Source organism: Nocardia sp. CNS-044, assembly GCF_059570515.1.
On the sequence record NZ_JCANSX010000013.1, the window covers coordinates 20,697 to 38,773 of the forward strand.

Below are 18,077 nucleotides of genomic sequence, written 5' to 3' on the forward strand. Positions count from 1 at the left end.
CAGGCCTTTCCCGGTCTGCTGATCTGCCGTGCCCAAGAAACACCATCGACCGTCCCGGTGACCCCTCGAGGTGAGGACCACGCATGACCATCGAAATGCCAGTCCAAACGGAAAACAACGTTCGCAAGAGCCTGAGCACGGGCGCCGCGCACCAGCTGGCGCACACCACCAAATCCGAACCGCAGATGCAGGGGATCAGCTCGCGCTGGCTCACCCGCACGCTGCCCTGGGTGCAGGTCAACGGCGGTGTATACCGGGTCAACCGGCGCCTGACTCACACCGTCGGCAACGGTGAGGTCGAATTCGCCGTCGACGGCGGACAGGCCCGCGTGATACCGCTGGAACTCCAGGAACTTCCGCCGTTGCGCGGATTCGACGACGAGGAAACACTGGGCGCGCTCGCGCGGCGTTTCGAACAGCGCGATCTCGAACCCGGAACTGTCGTCACGGAATTCGGTAATCCGATGAATCAGGTCATCCTGATCGTGCACGGCAAGCTGGCCAAAATCGGCGCCGGTGAATTCGGCGAGCAGACCAAGGTCGGCATGCTCGGCGCAGGTGACTATTTCGGTGACGAAACCCTGCTCGATACGTCCGCCATCTGGCCGGTGACCGTCAAGACGGTAACCAAAACCACCATGCTCGTGCTGCCCCGGCAGGCGCTCGACGAAATGGTCGACAGCGCACCGGCATTGCGCGAGCGACTCGAACGCGTCGCGGCCGCGCCCGCTCATCGGCAGAATTCCAAGGGCGAGGCCGACATCGAGATCTCCTCAGGCCACGACGGCGAGCCGCTGCTGCAAGGCACGTTCGTCGATTACGACGCCGCTCCACGAGAATACGAGCTCAGCCTGGCGCAGAGCGTGTTGCGGGTGCATTCCCGCGTCGCCGATCTGTTCAACGATCCGATGAATCAGGTCGAACAGCAGTTGCGCCTGACCATCGAGGCGCTCTACGAACGCCGCGAATCCGATCTGGTGAACAATCCCGATTTCGGCTTGCTGCACAACTGCGACCTCAAGCAGCGCATCTACACCGAGTCCGGCCCGCCGACCCCGGACGACATGGACGAGCTGCTGAGCATGCGCCGCAGCACGAAAATGTTTCTGGCGCACCCGAAAGCGATCGCCGCGTTCGGCCGCGAATGCACCAAGCGCGGAATCTATCCCGACCCGGTGGATGTCGACGGACACCGGGTGCCCGCGTGGCGCGGCGTGCCGATCTACCCGTGCGGCAAGATCCCGGTCAGCGAGAACGGGACCACCTCGATCCTCGCCATGCGCCTCGGCGAAAAGGACCAGGGCGTGATCGGACTGCACCAGACCGGAATTCCGGATGAGTTCGAGCCCAGTCTGAACGTGCGCTTCAAGGGCATCGACGACCAATCGATCATCTCCTACCTGGTCAGCTGCTACTACTCGGCCGCCGTGCTGGTCCCGGACGCCCTCGGGGTGCTCGACAATGTCCTGGTCGCCCGGCAGGCGGACTAGCCGGGGTGATGACCGATGTCGGTGCTCTCCCGCGCCGCCGCGCCCGCCGCCACGCACGATCTGGCCGCCGACGTCGTGGCGCTGCTCACCAGCACGGACAGCGCGGCGCCCGCCGAGCTGTTCGCCGAAGCGGTAGCGGAATCCGCTGCGCTGCCCGATGTTTCGAGCCAGCCGTGGCCAGCAGCCGGGTTCACGCCGGTCCGGCTGCTCGGCCCGAGGGGGCTCGGGTCGGGCGCGCTGCGGCTGCCCGTCGATCGCACCGCCGGACCGACCACGCCGTACCTGGCGCCGGACGGTGTGGCGATCGGCCCCTCCACACCTGACGCCGCTCCGGTCGCGGACGGCGTCGACGAGACCCCGTCCGGTCCGCCGGACGGGAACGCCGCGGACTCCGTCGGCCCGGCGCAGGGGGCCGGTCCGGCGGAGTCGCGGCGCCCACCGATTCCGTCCGGCCCTGCGGTACGGGTCACCGGGCGGGCCGCCGCACCGGCAAGCAACGGGCATGCGCCAGCCACACCAGCGTCCGAGCCGGACCGGCCATGGGCTCGAATTCCTTTGGGGCCGACAGGTTTGGGTACCGCGTCCGCGGCGGTGCGTCCCGCGACGGCCGCGCCGCCGCGGGCGCGGATCGGACCGTCCGGGCTCGGCACCGCCTCGACGCAGGTCGGCAGCGGCTCCCGCATTCCGCCGCTCTACTGCCCGCCTCCCCTGCGCGACGATCCCGTGCTCGCGGAGGCGGTGAACGAGGGCCTGCTGGCCTGGGCCGAGGACATCGGCCTTTACGAAGGCAGGCTGGACGACCTGCGCAAGGCCGACTTCGGACGGCTCGTCATGCTCGCCCACCCCGACTGTTCCCACGCCGACCAGTTGCTGGCCGCGGCCAAATGCGCGGTCTCGGAGTGGTCCGTGGACGACTACTACTGCGAGGAGGATGCCGACGACCGAGCTCCCGATGGCACCCCGTCCAGCCCCGAGGCCGAGCTCGGTCCGCGGCTCGAACTGTGCATGGCCGTCATGGATCCCGCGCATCTGCCCGCGCGCTACGCACCGCAGCTGGAGCGCGCGCTGCAGGCAGATCCGATCCTGCGGGCCTTCCGCACCTCGTTCGAGCACCTCGCGCAGTACGCCGGCCCGGCGCAACTGGCCAGGCTGCGCACCGAGATCGGCGGCTGGTTCATCGCACTTGGCGCCGAGGCGGGCTGGCGGGGCGCGGGCCGGATGCCACCGGTCTGGGAATACCTCACCAACCGCCAACCGCACAGCTTCCTGCCGTGCATGGCGCCGATCGACGTGCTCGGCGGCTACGAGCTGTCGGCGGCGGAATACACCCACCCGGCGATGCGGCGGGTGACGACCACCGCGGCGCTCGCCGCCCAGATGGTCAACGATCTGTACTCGATGGCACGCGAAGACCTTTCCAACGGAAGGGAATTCAACCTCCCCACGGTGCTTGCCGCCGAAGAGCGGTGCTCCCGTAGAGAGGCGGTGCTGCACACCGCGGCGGTCCACGACGAACTCGTGCACCGCTTCGAACGCGAGGCCGCGCCGCTGGCCGCCGGCGGATCGCCGGAACTGCGACGCTTCCTCGTCGGACTGTGGGCATGGATGGGCGGCAACCGCGCCTGGCATGCCGACAGTCGTCGCTACAAAGATGTCGGATAGCCGGTACCGCAACGAGAGAGGATGATCACGCATGACCATGCTCAACCCCCAGGCCGAGGCCGTGCTGCGCACCAACTACCAGAAATCCGTTGCGGCGTACTGGAACGACAACCCCAACGACGACCGGGTCAACACCAAGCTCGGCGAGGTCGACGGGCTCTACCACCACCACTACGGCATCGGCGACCCCGATCTCTCGGTGCTGGAAGGTCCCGAGAACACCCGCCAGGAACGGATCGTCGAGGAACTCCACCGGCTCGAGACCGCGCAGGCCGATCTGCTGCTCGACCACCTCGGTGACGTCCGCCCCGGCGACCGATTGATGGACGGCGGATCCGGCCGTGGCGGCACCAGTTTCATGGCCAACCAGCGCTTCGGCTGCCAGGTGGACGGTGTCACCATCTCCGAGTACCAGGTCGGCTTCGCCAACGACCAGGCCGCGCACCGCGGCGTCGCGGACAAGGTGAAGTTCCACTTCCGCAACATGCTCGACACCGGCTTCGACAGCGGCGTGATGCGCGGGATCTGGACCAACGAGACGACCATGTACGTCGACCTGTTCGACCTGTTCCGCGAGTTCTCCCGGCTGCTGGAGCCCGGCGGGCGCTACGTCTGCATCACCGGCTGCTCCAACGACGTCACGGGCGGGCGCTCGTCGTCGGTCAGCTGGATCGACGCGCACTACGGCTGCATGATCCATCCGCGCAGCGAGTACTTCCGGGCGCTCGCCGAGAACGGCCTGGTGCCCATCGACGTGGTCGACCTCACGGCGGCCACCATCCCGTACTGGGATCTGCGCACGAAATCCGAGCTCGCGACGGGTGTGGAGAAGCCGTTCCTCACCGCGTACCGAGAGGGCAGCTTCCAGTACCTGCTCATCGCCGCCGATAAGGTGGGGAGGTGACCGAGACCCTCGCCCAGCCGTTGACCGACCGCGAGGCCCTGCCCGTCGAGCTCGTGGACGAGGCGGGCCGCGCGGTCGGCGCGTGCCCGGTCTCGGAGGCGCACCAGGCGCCTGGGCGGCTCCATCGCGCGTTCTCCGTACTGCTCTTCGACTCGGCGGGACGGGTGCTGCTCCAGCAGCGGGCCGCCGTGAAGACCCGCTTTCCGCTGCTGTGGGCCAACACCTGCTGCGGACATCCCGCGCCCGGCGAGCCGGTGGCGGCCGCGGCGGCGGTGCGGCTCGCCGAGGAGCTCGGGCTGGCCACCACGCTCACCGAGGTCGGCGTCTTCCGATATCACGCGCGGGACAGCGCCACCGGCCGCGTCGAGCACGAGTGGGACCACGTGCTCATCGGGCTACTCGACGCCGGCGTGCCGCGGCCCGACCCCGCCGAGGTCGCCGCGTACGCGTGGATCCAGCCGGAGGAACTGCGCGCGGCGCTCGCGGAGGATCCGACGAGCTACACGCCGTGGTTGGCGGATGTGTTGGAGATCGCCGACGCGGCGCATCACGCGGGGCGCGCGGCCTCGCACTGATCGAGGAGTAGCCGCGCCCACGTGCGGCGAAGTCATGGCCCAGCCCGCAAGTCGTCGGGCTGGGCCTTTCCATTCGTCGACCTTCCCGAAAGGGAGTCGAGCAGTTGGATGAGCGTCTGGCGGTCGTCCGCGGCTAGACGGTCGGTATAGGGCGCGAGGGCCGCGCGGATCTCCTCCTGCACCCGTTGCGCGAGTTCGCTGCCCGTCGGAGTGATGAACACGTCGACCACCCGGCGATCCTGCGGCGACTTGCCTCGTGCCACGAGGCCTCGGCGCTCCGCCCGTTCGACGAGGCCGGACATCGTCGACTTGTCCAACCCCAGGAACGCCGCCAGATCGGTCATGCGCGGTCGGCGGTCACGCAGCAGGCCGAGCAACCGCAGTTGGGTGAGGGACAGATCGTGCTCCGAACCGATGCGGGTGAGCACGGCCATCACTCGGAACGACGTCCGGACGAGAGCGTCCTCGAGCGCGTCCTCGGATTCCATACGGGCATCCTACTTGACATGGTTTGTATTACCAACCAAACTCGATTTAGTTTGTAATACCAATCAAATACGAGGAGTTGCCATGCACGCCGCCGTTGTCACCAGCTTCGACGCCCCGCCGCAGTACGGGGAGTACCCCGGCCCGGTCGCCCAGGGGGACGAGATGGTCGTGGATGTTCTCGCGGCAGGTCTGCACCAACTGGTCAGGGCTCGGGCGAACGGCACGCACTACAGCAGCACCGGCACGTTCCCGTTCGTCCCCGGCGTCGACGCCGTCGTACGGGACCAGCACGGAAATCTCAGGTACACGGTGGTGGACGACGGCGACCTGGGCACGCTCGCCGAGCAGACCGTCATCGACCCGCGCCGCAGCGTGCTACTGCCGGACGACGCCGACCCGGTGCGCATCGCCGCCGCGATGAACCCGGCGATGTCGTCCTGGGTCGCGCTGCGCCGCCGCATCGCGTTCCAGCAGGGTCGATGCGTCCTCGTTCTCGGCGCCACCGGCAGCGCCGGCAGCATGGCGGTGCAGATCGCCAAACGGTTCGGCGCCGCGTACGTGATCGCCGCGGGACGCGACGCTTCCCGGCTCGCCGCACTGCACGACCTCGGCGCGGACGAAACGGTGAGCTTCGAGGAGGTCGACCGCGCCGCCGAAGTCGACGTCGTCATCGACTACGTGTGGGGAGAACCGTCCGCCCGAGCGATGACCGCGATGATCACCGCTCGCCGCGACCGCAGCGCTCCGCTGGACTGGATCCAGATCGGATCCATCGCCGGTCAGACGATTCCCATCGACTCCGCGCTGCTGCGCGCGTCCCGGCTGCAGATCTGCGGCAGCGGAATCGGCTCGGTACCCGCACGCGACTTCCTCGCGGAGCTGCCGGAACTCGCCGTCGCGGTGCACAGCGACGCGATCGCCGTGCGGGCCCGTCCCGTGCCCCTCGCCCAAGTCGGCGAGACGTGGAACGCCCAGACCGACGACCGCATCGTCTACGTCCCGTAGCGCACCAGGACACGCACACCCGGCCGAAGACCCCCGCCGGTCGGCCCACCACGACGAAGGTCACCCCTCGGTCGGCACCCCGGGCAGATAGGTCGGGTGAACGAAGGTCACCTTCGATCGGTCTGGGGCGGCATGAAGGTGGCCTTCGGTCGGTTTCCGCGCCGACCACCGTGGATGCGGCACCGAGCCCGATCCCGCGAGACCGTTCGCCTTCCTTGCCGATCTCGAGATGCTGAACGTTGTGGCGGGTGCGCACTTCGAATCGACATGCGTTGATGCGCATATCTACGTAGCGGCATCTTCTCAGTTTCCGGTGCGGCTGCCGGGTCCTGATTGGAACTCGTCTCAGGCGGCGCCGAGGCTCCGGTCCAGAAGCTTGGGGAAATCACAGGATCGGCACAGGGTCAGTCCAGGGGCGGGCCCGATGCTGGAGGCGTACGGAAATACGGGGGCGATTGCGAGGTACGCGGCATGGTGGAGATCGAGGTCACGGGAACGACAGTGACGGTCAAGGTGCTCGGCGGACATCGACTGCTCGCACTGCGCGACCAATTCAGTTTCGACCTGCGCGATATCACCGAAGTCGCGCCCGCCGAGGTCGATCTGCGGCCGCCGTGGGTGCGCGCGCCCGGCACCTTCTTCCCCGGCGTGATCGCCGCGGGCACCTTCCGCGGCAAGGGCCGCAAGGAATTCTGGGACACCCGTTTCGACGGCTCCGGCGTGCGCGTCGAGCTCAGGGGCTCGGAATTCACCCGGCTCGTCCTCGATGTCGCAGAGCCCGCCGACATACTGGGCGCGCTGCGCACCGCCGCGGCGGCCTGACCTACTCTCCTCCCCCGCCGGTTCCCGAGAGTGGGACCGGCGCGGTCGAATCGTTGATCGCCGCCCAATCGCGTAGCGGTCCGGCGGCGTGCTGTGCTCGAGGCAGGATGGGCGCGCCAGATGGCCGTGTTCCGGACCCTTAGTCTGGGTAAGGAGCAGAAAAGGAAACCTCGATGCCGACACCTCCGACAACGCAGTTCGTGGACCGGCGCTTCGTCGGCCTCGTCGCCGAATTCGACCGGCTCTTCCGCCGCCCGAGCGACGGCGGCGGCGCGCTGACCGTCTATCTGCACGGCGAGCCCGTGGTCGACGCCTGGGCCGGGTTCGCGCGACCGGGCGTTCCGTGGCAACACGACACGCTGGCCGTCGCGTATTCCACCGGCAAGGGTGTCGCCGCCACGTTGCTGCACCGCCTCGCCGAACGCGGACTGCTCGATTACGACCATCCGGTCGCCGAGTACTGGCCCGAGTTCGCCGCGGCGGGCAAAGAGCACATCACCGTGCGCGCACTGCTCAGCCACCGCGCGGGACTGCACCGGCTGCGCGGTCTGCTGCCCGGTGCGCCAGAGCGCTTCTTCGACGACACCGCGGTCACCGCCGCACTCGCCGCCGCCGCACCCGACCCGCGGCACCGCACGACCAGCGGCTATCACGGCATCAGCTTCGGACACCTCGTCGCGGAGCTGGTGCGGCGGGTCGCGGGCGCGGACTTCACCGACGTGCTGCGGACCGAGATCTCCGAGCCACTCGGCGCCGAGGAACTGTGGTTCCGGGTGCCCGAGGCCGAGCGAGACCGCATCGCCGTCAACTTCCCGAAGCTGACCGTCGCCGGGATGAGCTGGGAGAGCGGCGCGCGGATCATGGGTCGCAGCCGCCGCCTCGCCGCCGCCGCCGAGACGACGCCCAGCGGTTTCGCCGAGCTGATGTCGGACCCGCGGCTGCACGATTCGGTCATGCCCGGCGTGAACGGCGTCTTCTCCGCGCGGGCGCTGGCCAGGCTGTACGGAGCGCTGGCGATCGGCGGCAGCCTCGACGGCTACCGGCTGCTCGGCGCGGAGACCATCGACCACATGCGCGAGCGCCAGGTCTTCACGCCCGATTACGTGCTCGCGTTCCGCATCCCGTGGGGACTCGGATTCCACGGCGTACCGATGATGCCGTCCAAGGCCACGCCGATCTCGGCGTTCGGGCACTTCGGGCTCGGCGGTTCCGGCGCGTTCGCGGACCCGGCCACCGGGATGTCGCTCGGGTTCGTCACCAACCGGCTCGGCGGCAGGCTCACCCCGCTCGGTGACGCCCGCTTGGCCCGGCTCGGCGCTCTGGCGCACAACCTCGCGAAGAAAGCGGACTGAACGCCCGGAATCGTAGGATGTCTCGCGGTTCGCGATGGCAGCATGGGGCCATGGAGCTGATCGGGCTGGAACGGATCGAGTCGGCCGCGGCGTTGTTGGCGCCGGTCATCCGCCGGACGCCGGTGGTCGCCTCGCGGGTGCTGTCCGAACGTTGCGGCGCGGACGTCTGGTTGAAATGCGAGAACCTGCAGCGGACCGGCTCGTTCAAACCGCGCGGCGCCTACAACCGGATCGCCAATCTGCCTTCCGAGGACCGGGCGCGCGGGGTGGTCGCGGCGAGCGCCGGCAATCACGCGCAGGGCGTCGCGTGGGCGGCCACCTCGCTGGACATCGAGGCCACCGTCTTCATGCCGATCGGCGCCTCGTTGCCAAAACTGGCTGCCACCAAGGCTTATGGCGCGCGCGTGCGGCAGGTCGGCGACACCATCGACGAAGCGCTCGACGCGGCATTGGATTTCGCCGCGCGCACCGGGGCCACGCTGATCCACCCGTTCGACCACCCGGACATCGTGGCCGGGCAGGCGACCGTGGGGCTCGAGATTCTGGAGCAGCTGCCGGATGTGGGCACGGTGCTCGTACCCACCGGCGGTGGTGGGTTGCTGGCCGGAATCGCGATCGCCCTGCACCGGCTGGCGCCCGATGTGCGGGTGATCGGGGTGCAGGCGGCCGAGGCCGCGGCGTGGCCGGAATCGCTGGCGGTCGGCAAACCGGTATGGGCGGAACGGATGTCGACCATGGCCGACGGGATCGCGGTGGGGCTGCCAGGCGAGGTGCCGTTCGCGCACGTCGCCGCGCACGCGCCGCGCATCGTCACGGTGGACGAGGAGGCGCTGTCCACGGCGCTGCTGCTGTGCTTGGAACGCGCGAAGCTCATCGTGGAGCCCGCGGGCGCGGCGGCCGTCGCAGCGCTGATGAGTTGCGCCGCAGCCGAACTCGAGCTGCGCGGGCCGGTCTGCGCGGTGCTCTCCGGCGGCAATATCGATCCCCTCCTGCTGACCAGGATCGTCAACCACGGCCTCAGCGCCGCAGGACGCTATCTCGCTGTGCGCGTGACGATCTCGGATCGACCCGGCGGATTGTCCGCATTGCTCACCGTGGTGGGCGGGACGGGTGCGAGTGTGGTGGACGTGGTGCACTCGCGCACCGGGACCTGGCTTGCCGTCGACGAAGTCGAAGTAGCTCTCACTCTGGAGACTCGCGGGCCCGACCACCGCGACGAGGTGCTCACCGCGCTCACCGACGCGGGATATACAGTGCGCGTTCAGGATTGATGCCACCACGAAGGGACTCGCGGAGCTTTCGACGCTTCGCAGAGCTTCCCACTGTGCACAGCTTCGCAGAGGTCGGACCGCATGCGAGGCGGGCCTCGAGTCTGCGAAGACGGCGTCGCGACCACCCTCGCGGGATCCCCATAGGCGGTGGTGCATCGGCTGAAACCGGTGGCCTGGACCGGGTCAGTGCGACCCGCCGAGTTCGAGGGCGAGCACGCCCAGGATCACCATCGCGATGCCGCCGACCTGCACCAGGGTGAGTCGTTCGTTCAGGAAGAGAACCCCGATGACGGCGATGGCGGCGACCCCCACCGCCGACCAGATGCCATACGCCACTCCGATGGGCATGCCCCGCTTCAGCGCCTGTGCAAGGAAGAAGAACGCCGCGCCATAACCGATGACCACCACGATGGACGGAACCAGCTTGGTGAATCCCTCGGAGAACTTCAACGAAACGGTCGCGGTCACCTCGGAGGCGATCGCCAGCGCGAGCAGCAGCAAGGTCATGGCGGCAGCCTAGTGCCGCTGACCGCGCGGCTGCCCGGCTGCTGAGGAATGCAGGATCACCCTGATTCGGAAGGAGCTCGACGATGGCGACGGACACTGAACCCGGAGATCGACCCGCTCATCCGGTGCGGGTGGCACGGGATCTCGCGACGTTGGGTACCCGCGTCGGCGACCTCGCCCGGGCGATCGCCGCCGCGATAGCACGGGTCGAGCAAATGGCAAGCAATGCGCCCGACCACGCCGTGCAGCTTCGCGAATGGTGCCGGGAGATGGACCGGCAGCTGGATGGGCTTTATCAGTACCGCAAACAGCTGCTGGCCCGCAGCAGGCACGTTCTCGCAGAGAAGCATGCTGCCGACGCGCCCGCAGTGACTCTTCCGCCATCGGCGACCAGCCAACCGTCGTCGACAAGCTATGACGCGGCGACGATGGCCGACAGCCTCGGCAATCCCCCCATCGTGCACCGCGCCTACCCGGGAATGCCGGATCAGCATGATTGGCTCGAAAATCTCCCGTCCAGCCTCCACGACGGTCGCGACGGATTCGAGTTACGGCTCGTCCGCGACCTCGCCGCAGTCGGCGTCCGCGCGTACACTCTCAGCCCGCTGAACAAGTTGAGGCCGTTGCCGCAGGCGATCCCGGTGTATCTCGACTGGCTCGAACATCTCGATGAACGAATCCCCGGCCCGGAAGGTCGCGGAGTTGCCGGGACTCGTGCACCCCACAAGCTGGCCATCCACACGGACCTGATCAGCAATCTCGACGACCGCTCCGGCCGGGGAAACGCCCATGCCATCCGACTACTCACCGAGCAGTTGCGGCGCAGCCCAGCGCTTGATCACTTCCAGCGCTACAGCGCAGCCCGCGCGTTGGCCACCGTCTCCGGACCTCGCGAATTCGATCTGATCGCCGGCCTCATCGCCGAACAACCCGAACCAAACGAGATCGTGGCCGGACTGCTCACCTATTTCGGACGCGGCAAAGACCCCCGCGCGCTGGCGATTGTCACGTCTTACCTGCATGATCCGCAGACCCGGAACTACGCGATCGAAGTCCTCGGCCGGATCAAGGCACCCGGTACGCGCCACCTGATCGAGCCGTTCCTCACCGACCCCAGCTCCTACACCCGCAAGCTCGCCACTCGCGTGATCAAGAAACTTCCCGAGGAGATCTGACGACGCCCAGCGGAGCACCGATGGCGACCGTTGCCATAGCTCACACGGCTGCGCGGCCTCGTGAGTCGGCGGACAATGGGAGGGTCCGTCGACCGAGGGATGTGATGACCCGTGGTGGAAGCGTTCCGGATCGGTCTGATCGTGTTCGTGGCCGTGCTGTTGGCGGCGGGTTTCGGGGTGTTGCTGCCGCTGCGCGTGCGCAGGAGGCGGGCTGCTGGTCAGACGTTCAGTGAGTGGGGTACACCGCACGGCTGGCGGTTCGAGATGGCGCCGCTGGTGCCGTGGACCGCGCGGCTGCCGGGGCGCAATCCGACTGGGCTCGGTGCGACGCTGACCGGGGAGCTCGGGGGCCACCAGGTCACCGTGGCCGACTACTCCTACCAGACCAGCGCCTGGAACGGCCAGATCGTCCACACGACCACCCACCGCTTCGTTGTCGTGGTGGTGCTGCTGGAACGGCCCTATCCGCCGGTGGCGGTCGTCGATGTCGCGGCGCTCTCCGAGCCCGGCAGCGCCCTGTTCAGCGACGTACCTGTCACCACCGGTCATCGCGATTTCGACCACCGTTTCCGCGTGACCGCAGTGGACACGAACTACGCCCGCCTGCTCGTCGGCCCCCAACTGATCGCCGCCCATCTGGAGGGCGTCGTCCCCCGCTGGAGTCTCGCGGGCCACGAGCTCCTCAGCTACCAAACCGGCCGCCTCGGCGACCCCGACGCCATCCCGGACCTCGCCGCACCCGTCCTCCACCTGGCCACCCTGATCGAACGCCGCGCCCACTGACGGCGGCGAGGCAGTCCGCGTCTGACCACCCAGCGGGACCATTCGTCCGAAGTCGCCTGTTCGAGTCCGGCCATCCACCGTCTGACTCGCAGCGCGGCGACCCGCCCGGGCAAAGCAGGGGCGGCATGCGATCCGCGCGCGACTTCGAATCCAGCCCTGTCGAGGCAGCGTCGGACAGCGGCGTTCATGGCGGCCGCGTCGGCCCCGGGTCCGTAGACGAGCGCCGCACTGTGTTCAGGGCAGCCCTCTGTTAGAACAGTTTGGTGGTGGGAGAAACATGGTTCGAGCAGCGGTCCTTCGGCGTTCGCTGCGAGTGGGGTGTGGCGGGGGCGCTCGCGCTGACGCCGGGCAGCGCGTGTGTGGTGGTCGTCGACGTGCTGTCGTTCACGACGTCGGTCAGCGTCGCGGTCGACGCCGGTACTCGCGTCTTTCCGTTCCCTTGGCGCGACGATCGCGCGACGGACTTCGCCGAAGCCCAGGACGCGGTGCTCGCCGTCGGCCGCCGCGTCGTCACCGAGCAGCGGCCCTGGTCGCTGTCGCCCGCGGCGCTGCGCCGCGCCCCGACGGTGCCTCGACTCGTCCTTCCGTCTTTCAACGGTTCGGCCATTTCCGCTGCCGTCACCGGGATTCCAGTGCTTGCCGCATCGCTGCGCAACGCGACCGCCGTCGCCCGATGGATCCGCCGACAGGGTTGGGGCACAGCGGATCGGCCCGTCGCCGTGATCGCAGCGGGCGAGCAATGGCCCGGACGCGACGCGTTGCGTCCGAGCATCGAAGATCTGCTGGGCGCCGGAGCGGTCGTCTCCGCGTTGGCGAGCGCGGGCGCGGGGCCGTTGTCGCCCGAATCGACCATCGCCAGAACGGCTTTCGAATCGACCGGCGATATCGGCGCCACCTTGGCGGACTGCTCGTCCGGTCGCGAACTCCGCGATGGTGGCTTCGCCGAAGACGTCGCCATCGCCGGTGAGGTCGACGTCAGCGACTCCGTCCCGCTCCGCACCGACGGCGCATTCGCCCCCGCCGAGTGACCCGGCTACGGCGCAAAACCTCGAGCTGGCCGACGACGGGCTGGTGACGCGATTGCACGGGGCGTCGTCACACCGACACGACCTTTTCGTGAGGACACACCGGGTGTCGTGCACACCAGGGGAACCAGCAGGCGGCCTACCCCGTCCAACTCCGAGACAGAACAATCCCTGCTCGAGAGGAGTCCCCGTGGCGATCATCGCCGGGCACGAGTCGCGCTCCGACCGTCCCCCACCCCGTTATCCTGGGCACATGAGTATCCAGGACGCCGACGTGAGCCTTGCGGAGTTCGAGGTACTGGAGCGTGCGTCGTCGGAGGAGGTATCGGTCGAACTGATCAACGGAAGGATCTACGTGGTACCCGTTCCCGACGGCGAGCGCGACGAGTTCGCCGCGACGATTCGCAACCAGATCCTGAGTTCGACCGGGCTCGAGTTCTTTCACGAGCGTGGCCTGCGTATCCCCGCATACCGCGAGGGCCGCTCGCGAGTCGACGGAGCGGTCGCGCCACGGGGCTATTTCCGGGCCGAGCCATCGTGGGCCGATGCGTCCGGCGTCCTGCTGATCGTCGAGATCACGTCCGGCCGCGACCGCGATGCCGAGGTCGATCGCGTCGAGAAGCGCGACGCCTACGCACAGGCGGCAATTCCGGTGTACCTCCTGGTCGACCGCCATCACGGCGAAGTGACCGTCTTCTGGGCACCCGATCACGGCCAGTACACTCAACAGGCAACCGCCAAATTCGGTGCGCCGCTACACCTTCCGGCACCATTCGACTTCGAACTCGACACGGCCGAATTCCTCTGAACAGCGACGGTGGCGGGCCGCTCACGACGCCCGCCGCTGGCCCCGCTTCCGACACGGGCCGACGCTCGGTTCAGCCATGTGCCGACGGGGGACGAACCGTCCGACTGAAGTAGACGTCAGCGAGGCCGTCCCGCTCCGCACCGACAGCGCATTCGCCCGCGCCGACTGACCCGGCGGCCGGTCGGACGGCATGCCGATCGGCCGCCGGTCGAAACGCTCAGTGCAACCAGGTGCGGGCGGCCGCGGCCGCGGCGCGGACCTCGTCGAGCTGGAGGGCGACCTGGGTGCCCGCGGTGCCGCCGCGGGCATTGCGGGAGGCGATGGAGCCCTGGACGGTGAGAACCTCGCGGACCTGAGGGGTGAGGGCCGGGTCGATGGCGGCGAATTCCTCGTCGGTGAGTTCGTCGAGGCCGACGCCGCGGTTCTCGGCGGCGCGGACGCACGCACCCGCGGCCTCGTGCGCAACGCGGAACGGGACACCTTGGCGCACAAGCCATTCGGCGATGTCGGTGGCGAGGGTGAAACCGGCGGGGGCGAGTTCGGCCATCCGGTCGGTGTGGAAGGTGAGGGTGGAGACCAGGCCGGCGATGGCGGGCAGCAGCAGCTCGAGCTGGGCGACCGAATCGAACAGCGGTTCCTTGTCCTCTTGCAGGTCACGGTTGTAGGCCAGCGGCTGGGCCTTGAGGGTGGCGAGCAGACCGGTGAGGTTGCCGATCAGACGACCCGCCTTACCCCTGGTGAGCTCGGAGACGTCCGGGTTCTTCTTCTGCGGCATGATCGAGGATCCGGTGGACCAGGCGTCGGCGAGCGTGATGTAGCCGAATTCCGGTGTGCTCCAGATGATCACCTCTTCGGCCATCCGGCTCAGGTCGACGCCGATCATGGCGAGCACGAAGGCCGCCTCGGCGGCGAAATCCCGCGCGGAGGTGGCGTCGATCGAATTGGCCGCGGCCGCATCGAAATTCAATTCGGCGGCGATCGCCTCGGGATCCAAGCCGAGCGAGGAACCCGCCAGCGCACCGGAGCCGTACGGCGATACCGCTGCCCTGCGGTCGAAATCGCGAAGCCGGTCGATGTCGCGCAGCAGCGGGTGCGCGTGCGCGAGCAGGTGGTGCGCGAGCAGCACGGGCTGGGCGGCTTGCAGATGGGTCTTGCCCGGCATCACCGCGTCGGGGTGGGCGGCGGCTTGGGCGACCAGCGCGTCGACCACGTCGAGCACGCCCGCCGCGATCCGGCGCACGCCGTCGCGCAGCCACATCCGGAACAGGGTCGCCACCTGGTCGTTGCGCGAGCGTCCCGCGCGCAGCCGGCCGCCGAGTTCGGCGCCGACGCGCTCGATCAGCCCGCGCTCGAGCGCGCCGTGCACGTCTTCGTCGGATTCCGCGGGACCGAAGGCGCCGGACGCGACGTCGGCGGCCAGCTGATCCAGACCGGTCAGCATCCCGGCGAGATCGGTCTCCGACAGCAGCCCCGCCTTGTGCAGCACCCGGGCGTGCGCCTTGGACGCGCGGATGTCGTAGGGAGCCAGCGCCCAGTCGAAGTGGGTCGACTTGCTCAGCGCCGCCATCGCCTCCGCGGGTCCGGACGCGAAACGTCCGCCCCAGAGGGCACCGGTGTTCGTGCTGCCGCTCTGCGTCATCGTGTGCTGTCTCCTCGGTGGGGTCGGTCGGGCGGTGCGGATCTCGAACACGTCGGCCCCTACGGTAGCCGGGGCCGACACCGCCGCGATGGGTGCGGGCCGCCGGACCGGGCGGGACGACAGACCCGCTCGCCCGCGGTGTGTGAAACGTCCATCAGACGCGGCTGCGCGCCCGTGTTCACGACGAACGAGGGCCGACGCGTCGGCGTCGACCCTCGTTGCCGGGATGCTCGCTTACTTCTGGTTCAGGTCGCGGCGCGCGGCGACCTTCGAGGACAGGCCGTGGATCTGCACGAAGCCCTTGGCCAGCGACTGGTCGAAGGTGTCGCCCTCGTCGTAGGTGGCCAGGTTGAAGTCGTAGAGCGACTGCTCGGACCGGCGGCCGTTGACCACCGCGTTGCCGCCGTGCAGAACCATCCGGATCTCGCCGGAGACGTGCTGCTGGGTGTCCTGGACGAAGGCGTCCAGCGCGCGCTTGAGCGGGGAGAACCACAGGCCGTCGTAGGCCAGCTCGCCCCAGCGCTGCTCGACCTGGCGCTTGTAGCGGCCCAGCTCGCGCTCGATGGTCACGTTCTCCAGCGCCTGGTGCGCGGTGATCAGCGCGAGGGCGCCGGGCGCCTCGTAGATCTCGCGGCTCTTGATGCCGACGAGACGGTCCTCGACCATGTCCAGGCGGCCGACGCCCTGGCGGCCCGCGCGGTGGTTCAGCTCGACGATCGCCTGGAGCACGCTGACCGGGCGGCCGTCGATCGCGACCGGCACACCCTTGTCGAAGGTGACGATCAGTTCGTCCGGCGCCTCGAAGTTGACGGTCGGGTCGGCGGTGTAGTCGTAGACGTCCTTGGTCGGCGCGTTCCACAGGTCCTCGAGGAAGCCGGTCTCGACGGCGCGGCCCCACACGTTCTGGTCGATGGAGAACGGCGACTTCTTGGTGACGTTGATCGGGAGGCTGTTCTCCTCGGCGAAGGCGATGGCCTTCTCGCGGGTCCACGCGTAGTCGCGGACCGGGGCGATCACGTTCAGGTCGGGCGCGAGCGCGCCGATGCCGACCTCGAAGCGCACCTGATCGTTGCCCTTGCCGGTGCAGCCGTGCGCGACGGTGGTGGCGCCGTGGAACTTGGCGGCCTCCACCAGGTGCTTGACGATGAGCGGGCGGCTGATCGCGGAGACGAGCGGGTACTGGCCCATGTACAGGGCATTGGCCTGAATGGTGGGCAGGCAGTACTCGTCGGCGAACTCGTCGCGGGCGTCGACCACGATCGCCTCGACGGCGCCGCAGTCCAGCGCGCGCTGGCGCACCACGTTCATGTCCTCGCCGCCCTGGCCCAGGTCGATGGCGACGGCCACGACCTCGGCGCCGGTCTCCTTGCCGATCCAGCTGATCGCGACGGAGGTGTCAAGCCCACCGGAGTAGGCGAGTACGACGCGCTCGGACATGTCTGTGTGCTCCTCGGTTTCGTGCGGGTGTGTCTCGGGGCGCCGCGTCGGCGGCCCCCGGCCGGTCGCGCCGGCGCGCAGGTCAGGCGGCCCGCGCCCTTCTACAAATGATTATGCATGACGATGCAATCCCATTCAGAACCGGGGTGCCCGCGCCCTCACCGCAGGCATTCCCCGCCGTCGGGGACGCATTCCGTGTCACTCTGGAGGACGGTACCCAGCCGACCGGGCCGAAGGACAGACGACATGCTCCAGCTCATCGCGCAGGAATTCTCCACCCTCGGCAACGACGTGCTCGACATCGGTCGTGCCGTCGTCGACCTCGTCCAGGACATCATCGACATCACCACACCGAACCAGGGTCCCGGCACCGGAGGCGGGCAGTATCCCTTCGCCTGACGGGCGGCGGAATTCCGCATCCCACCAGGGGTGACGCGCAGGTGATCGCCTCGCCCGCCGCGGGTGATGCGCGCGGCCACTCGGCTGAGGCAGTGTCGCGGGAGGCGCAGTCGGCCGAGGAAGGAGCCGATCCATTGCGGCGGCGAACCAGGAAGACAACGCGCACACCGATCCGGCCCCGGCCGCCGATCCGCTTTCGAGCTGGCGCGACGGCCACGTCAAACAGGCCATCCTGGATTTCGTCGGTCGGGTGACCGCCGGGCCCGACGCTGTTCCGGCCGAGGATCGGGTCGCCGTCTTCGACAACGACGGCACGCTGTGGTGCGAGAAGCCGATGCCCATCCAGCTCGACTTCATCCTGCGCCGCTTGGTCGCCATGGCCGAGCAGGACCCGGAGTTGCGCTGTCGTCAGCCGTGGCAGGCCGCGGGGGAAGGGCTCCACGCGGGTCGTGACAGCGCGGAGGCCGTCACGGACGACTACCCCGGAACCTTCCCGTGGAAGTTCACCGGCGGCACCCTGCACCGGGTGGCCGTTGACATCAGCGGCGAACCCTACGTCGACCTCGAACGCGAAGCCGTCGCCATGCTGTCCCGCGAGTGACAGCGGGAGACCGGTGCCCGTCCAGATCGTCTCGACACGCCGCCTGCACGCCGAGCTCGCCCCGCTGGTGTTCGTCGCCGCCGGGGCGGGCCTGGGCTTGGCGGTGCCGGGCATCGACCGCGAACCACAGATC

The 18,077-nt window shown here is 68.9% G+C and carries 17 protein-coding genes and 1 pseudogene; 14 read left to right on the forward strand and 4 right to left on the reverse strand.

Going from position 1 to position 18,077, the window contains the following annotated elements:
* Positions 1–83: 83 nt before the first annotated feature.
* From T333_RS32360 to idi, 4 genes are read left to right on the forward strand one after another with little or no spacing between them, the layout of a single operon-like run.
* Entirely contained in the window at positions 84–1,490 is a 1,407-nt protein-coding gene (locus T333_RS32360; protein ID WP_496426866.1) for a family 2B encapsulin nanocompartment shell protein, read from the forward strand.
* A gap of 15 nt (positions 1,491–1,505) precedes the next feature.
* A complete protein-coding gene (locus tag T333_RS32365; protein WP_496426867.1) occupies positions 1,506–3,152 on the forward strand; it encodes a family 2 encapsulin nanocompartment cargo protein terpene cyclase in 1,647 nt (548 codons plus the stop codon).
* 31 nt (positions 3,153–3,183) lie between these two features.
* Positions 3,184–4,056, forward strand: coding sequence for a geranyl diphosphate 2-C-methyltransferase (locus T333_RS32370; RefSeq protein WP_355003984.1), 873 nt, complete (start codon positions 3,184–3,186; stop codon positions 4,054–4,056).
* The gene (gene idi, locus T333_RS32375; protein ID WP_355003985.1) at positions 4,053–4,631 is read left to right on the forward strand and encodes an isopentenyl-diphosphate Delta-isomerase; all 579 of its coding nucleotides are present in this window, start codon (positions 4,053–4,055) and stop codon (positions 4,629–4,631) included. Before T333_RS32370 ends, idi begins: the two co-directional genes overlap by 4 nt.
* Before the next feature lie 32 nt (positions 4,632–4,663).
* Here the strand turns inward: idi and T333_RS32380 are convergent, their stop codons facing one another.
* Positions 4,664–5,119, reverse strand: a complete 456-nt coding sequence (locus T333_RS32380; RefSeq protein ID WP_355003986.1) for a MarR family winged helix-turn-helix transcriptional regulator — start codon at positions 5,117–5,119, stop codon at positions 4,664–4,666.
* Between the two features lie 82 nt (positions 5,120–5,201).
* Here T333_RS32380 and T333_RS32385 point away from each other — a divergent pair, with 82 nt between their 5' ends.
* From T333_RS32385 to ilvA, 4 genes are all read left to right on the forward strand, one after another.
* Positions 5,202–6,125, forward strand: a complete 924-nt coding sequence (locus tag T333_RS32385) for a zinc-binding dehydrogenase (RefSeq protein WP_496426868.1) — start codon at positions 5,202–5,204, stop codon at positions 6,123–6,125.
* Between the two features lie 471 nt (positions 6,126–6,596).
* Entirely contained in the window at positions 6,597–6,947 is a 351-nt protein-coding gene (locus tag T333_RS32390) for a hypothetical protein (RefSeq protein ID WP_355003988.1), read from the forward strand.
* Between the two features lie 173 nt (positions 6,948–7,120).
* Positions 7,121–8,299, forward strand: coding sequence for a serine hydrolase domain-containing protein (locus T333_RS32395; protein ID WP_496426869.1), 1,179 nt, complete (start codon positions 7,121–7,123; stop codon positions 8,297–8,299).
* Positions 8,300–8,349: 50 nt separating this feature from the next.
* Positions 8,350–9,570: a threonine ammonia-lyase gene (ilvA, locus tag T333_RS32400; RefSeq protein WP_496426870.1), complete on the forward strand. Its 1,221-nt coding sequence runs from the start codon at positions 8,350–8,352 to the stop codon at positions 9,568–9,570.
* Positions 9,571–9,753: 183 nt separating this feature from the next.
* Here the strand turns inward: ilvA and T333_RS32405 are convergent, their stop codons facing one another.
* The gene (locus T333_RS32405; protein WP_355003991.1) at positions 9,754–10,077 is read right to left on the reverse strand and encodes a DMT family transporter; all 324 of its coding nucleotides are present in this window, start codon (positions 10,075–10,077) and stop codon (positions 9,754–9,756) included.
* A gap of 83 nt (positions 10,078–10,160) precedes the next feature.
* Between T333_RS32405 and T333_RS32410 the strand changes: the two genes are divergently transcribed.
* The 4 genes from T333_RS32410 (at position 10,161) to T333_RS32425 (ending at position 13,868) form a co-directional block, all read left to right on the forward strand.
* On the forward strand, positions 10,161–11,252 hold the full coding sequence (locus T333_RS32410; RefSeq protein WP_496426871.1) for a HEAT repeat domain-containing protein: 1,092 nt from the start codon (positions 10,161–10,163) through the stop codon (positions 11,250–11,252).
* 111 nt (positions 11,253–11,363) lie between these two features.
* Complete coding sequence (locus T333_RS32415; RefSeq protein WP_355003997.1) at positions 11,364–12,035, forward strand: hypothetical protein; 672 nt, start codon at positions 11,364–11,366, stop codon at positions 12,033–12,035.
* Positions 12,036–12,301: 266 nt separating this feature from the next.
* Positions 12,302–13,063, forward strand: a complete 762-nt coding sequence (locus T333_RS32420) for a 2-phosphosulfolactate phosphatase (RefSeq protein ID WP_496426872.1) — start codon at positions 12,302–12,304, stop codon at positions 13,061–13,063.
* 250 nt (positions 13,064–13,313) lie between these two features.
* Positions 13,314–13,868, forward strand: a complete 555-nt coding sequence (locus T333_RS32425; protein WP_496426873.1) for a Uma2 family endonuclease — start codon at positions 13,314–13,316, stop codon at positions 13,866–13,868.
* A gap of 217 nt (positions 13,869–14,085) precedes the next feature.
* Here T333_RS32425 and argH read toward each other — a convergent pair whose 3' ends face one another.
* Both argH and T333_RS32435 read right to left on the reverse strand, forming a co-directional pair.
* Entirely contained in the window at positions 14,086–15,507 is a 1,422-nt protein-coding gene (gene argH, locus T333_RS32430; protein ID WP_355004000.1) for an argininosuccinate lyase, read from the reverse strand.
* Between the two features lie 234 nt (positions 15,508–15,741).
* Positions 15,742–16,944 carry an argininosuccinate synthase gene (locus T333_RS32435; RefSeq protein WP_141812801.1) on the reverse strand — a complete coding sequence of 401 codons (1,203 nt, stop codon included), beginning with the start codon at positions 16,942–16,944 and terminating at the stop codon, positions 15,742–15,744.
* Positions 16,945–17,190: 246 nt separating this feature from the next.
* Here T333_RS32435 and T333_RS32440 point away from each other — a divergent pair, with 246 nt between their 5' ends.
* Complete coding sequence (locus T333_RS32440) at positions 17,191–17,343, forward strand: hypothetical protein (RefSeq protein ID WP_355004001.1); 153 nt, start codon at positions 17,191–17,193, stop codon at positions 17,341–17,343.
* Positions 17,344–17,572: 229 nt separating this feature from the next.
* Positions 17,573–17,776: pseudogene (locus T333_RS32445) on the forward strand (haloacid dehalogenase-like hydrolase); the annotation flags it as partial.
* Between the last annotated feature and the right edge of the window lie 301 nt (positions 17,777–18,077).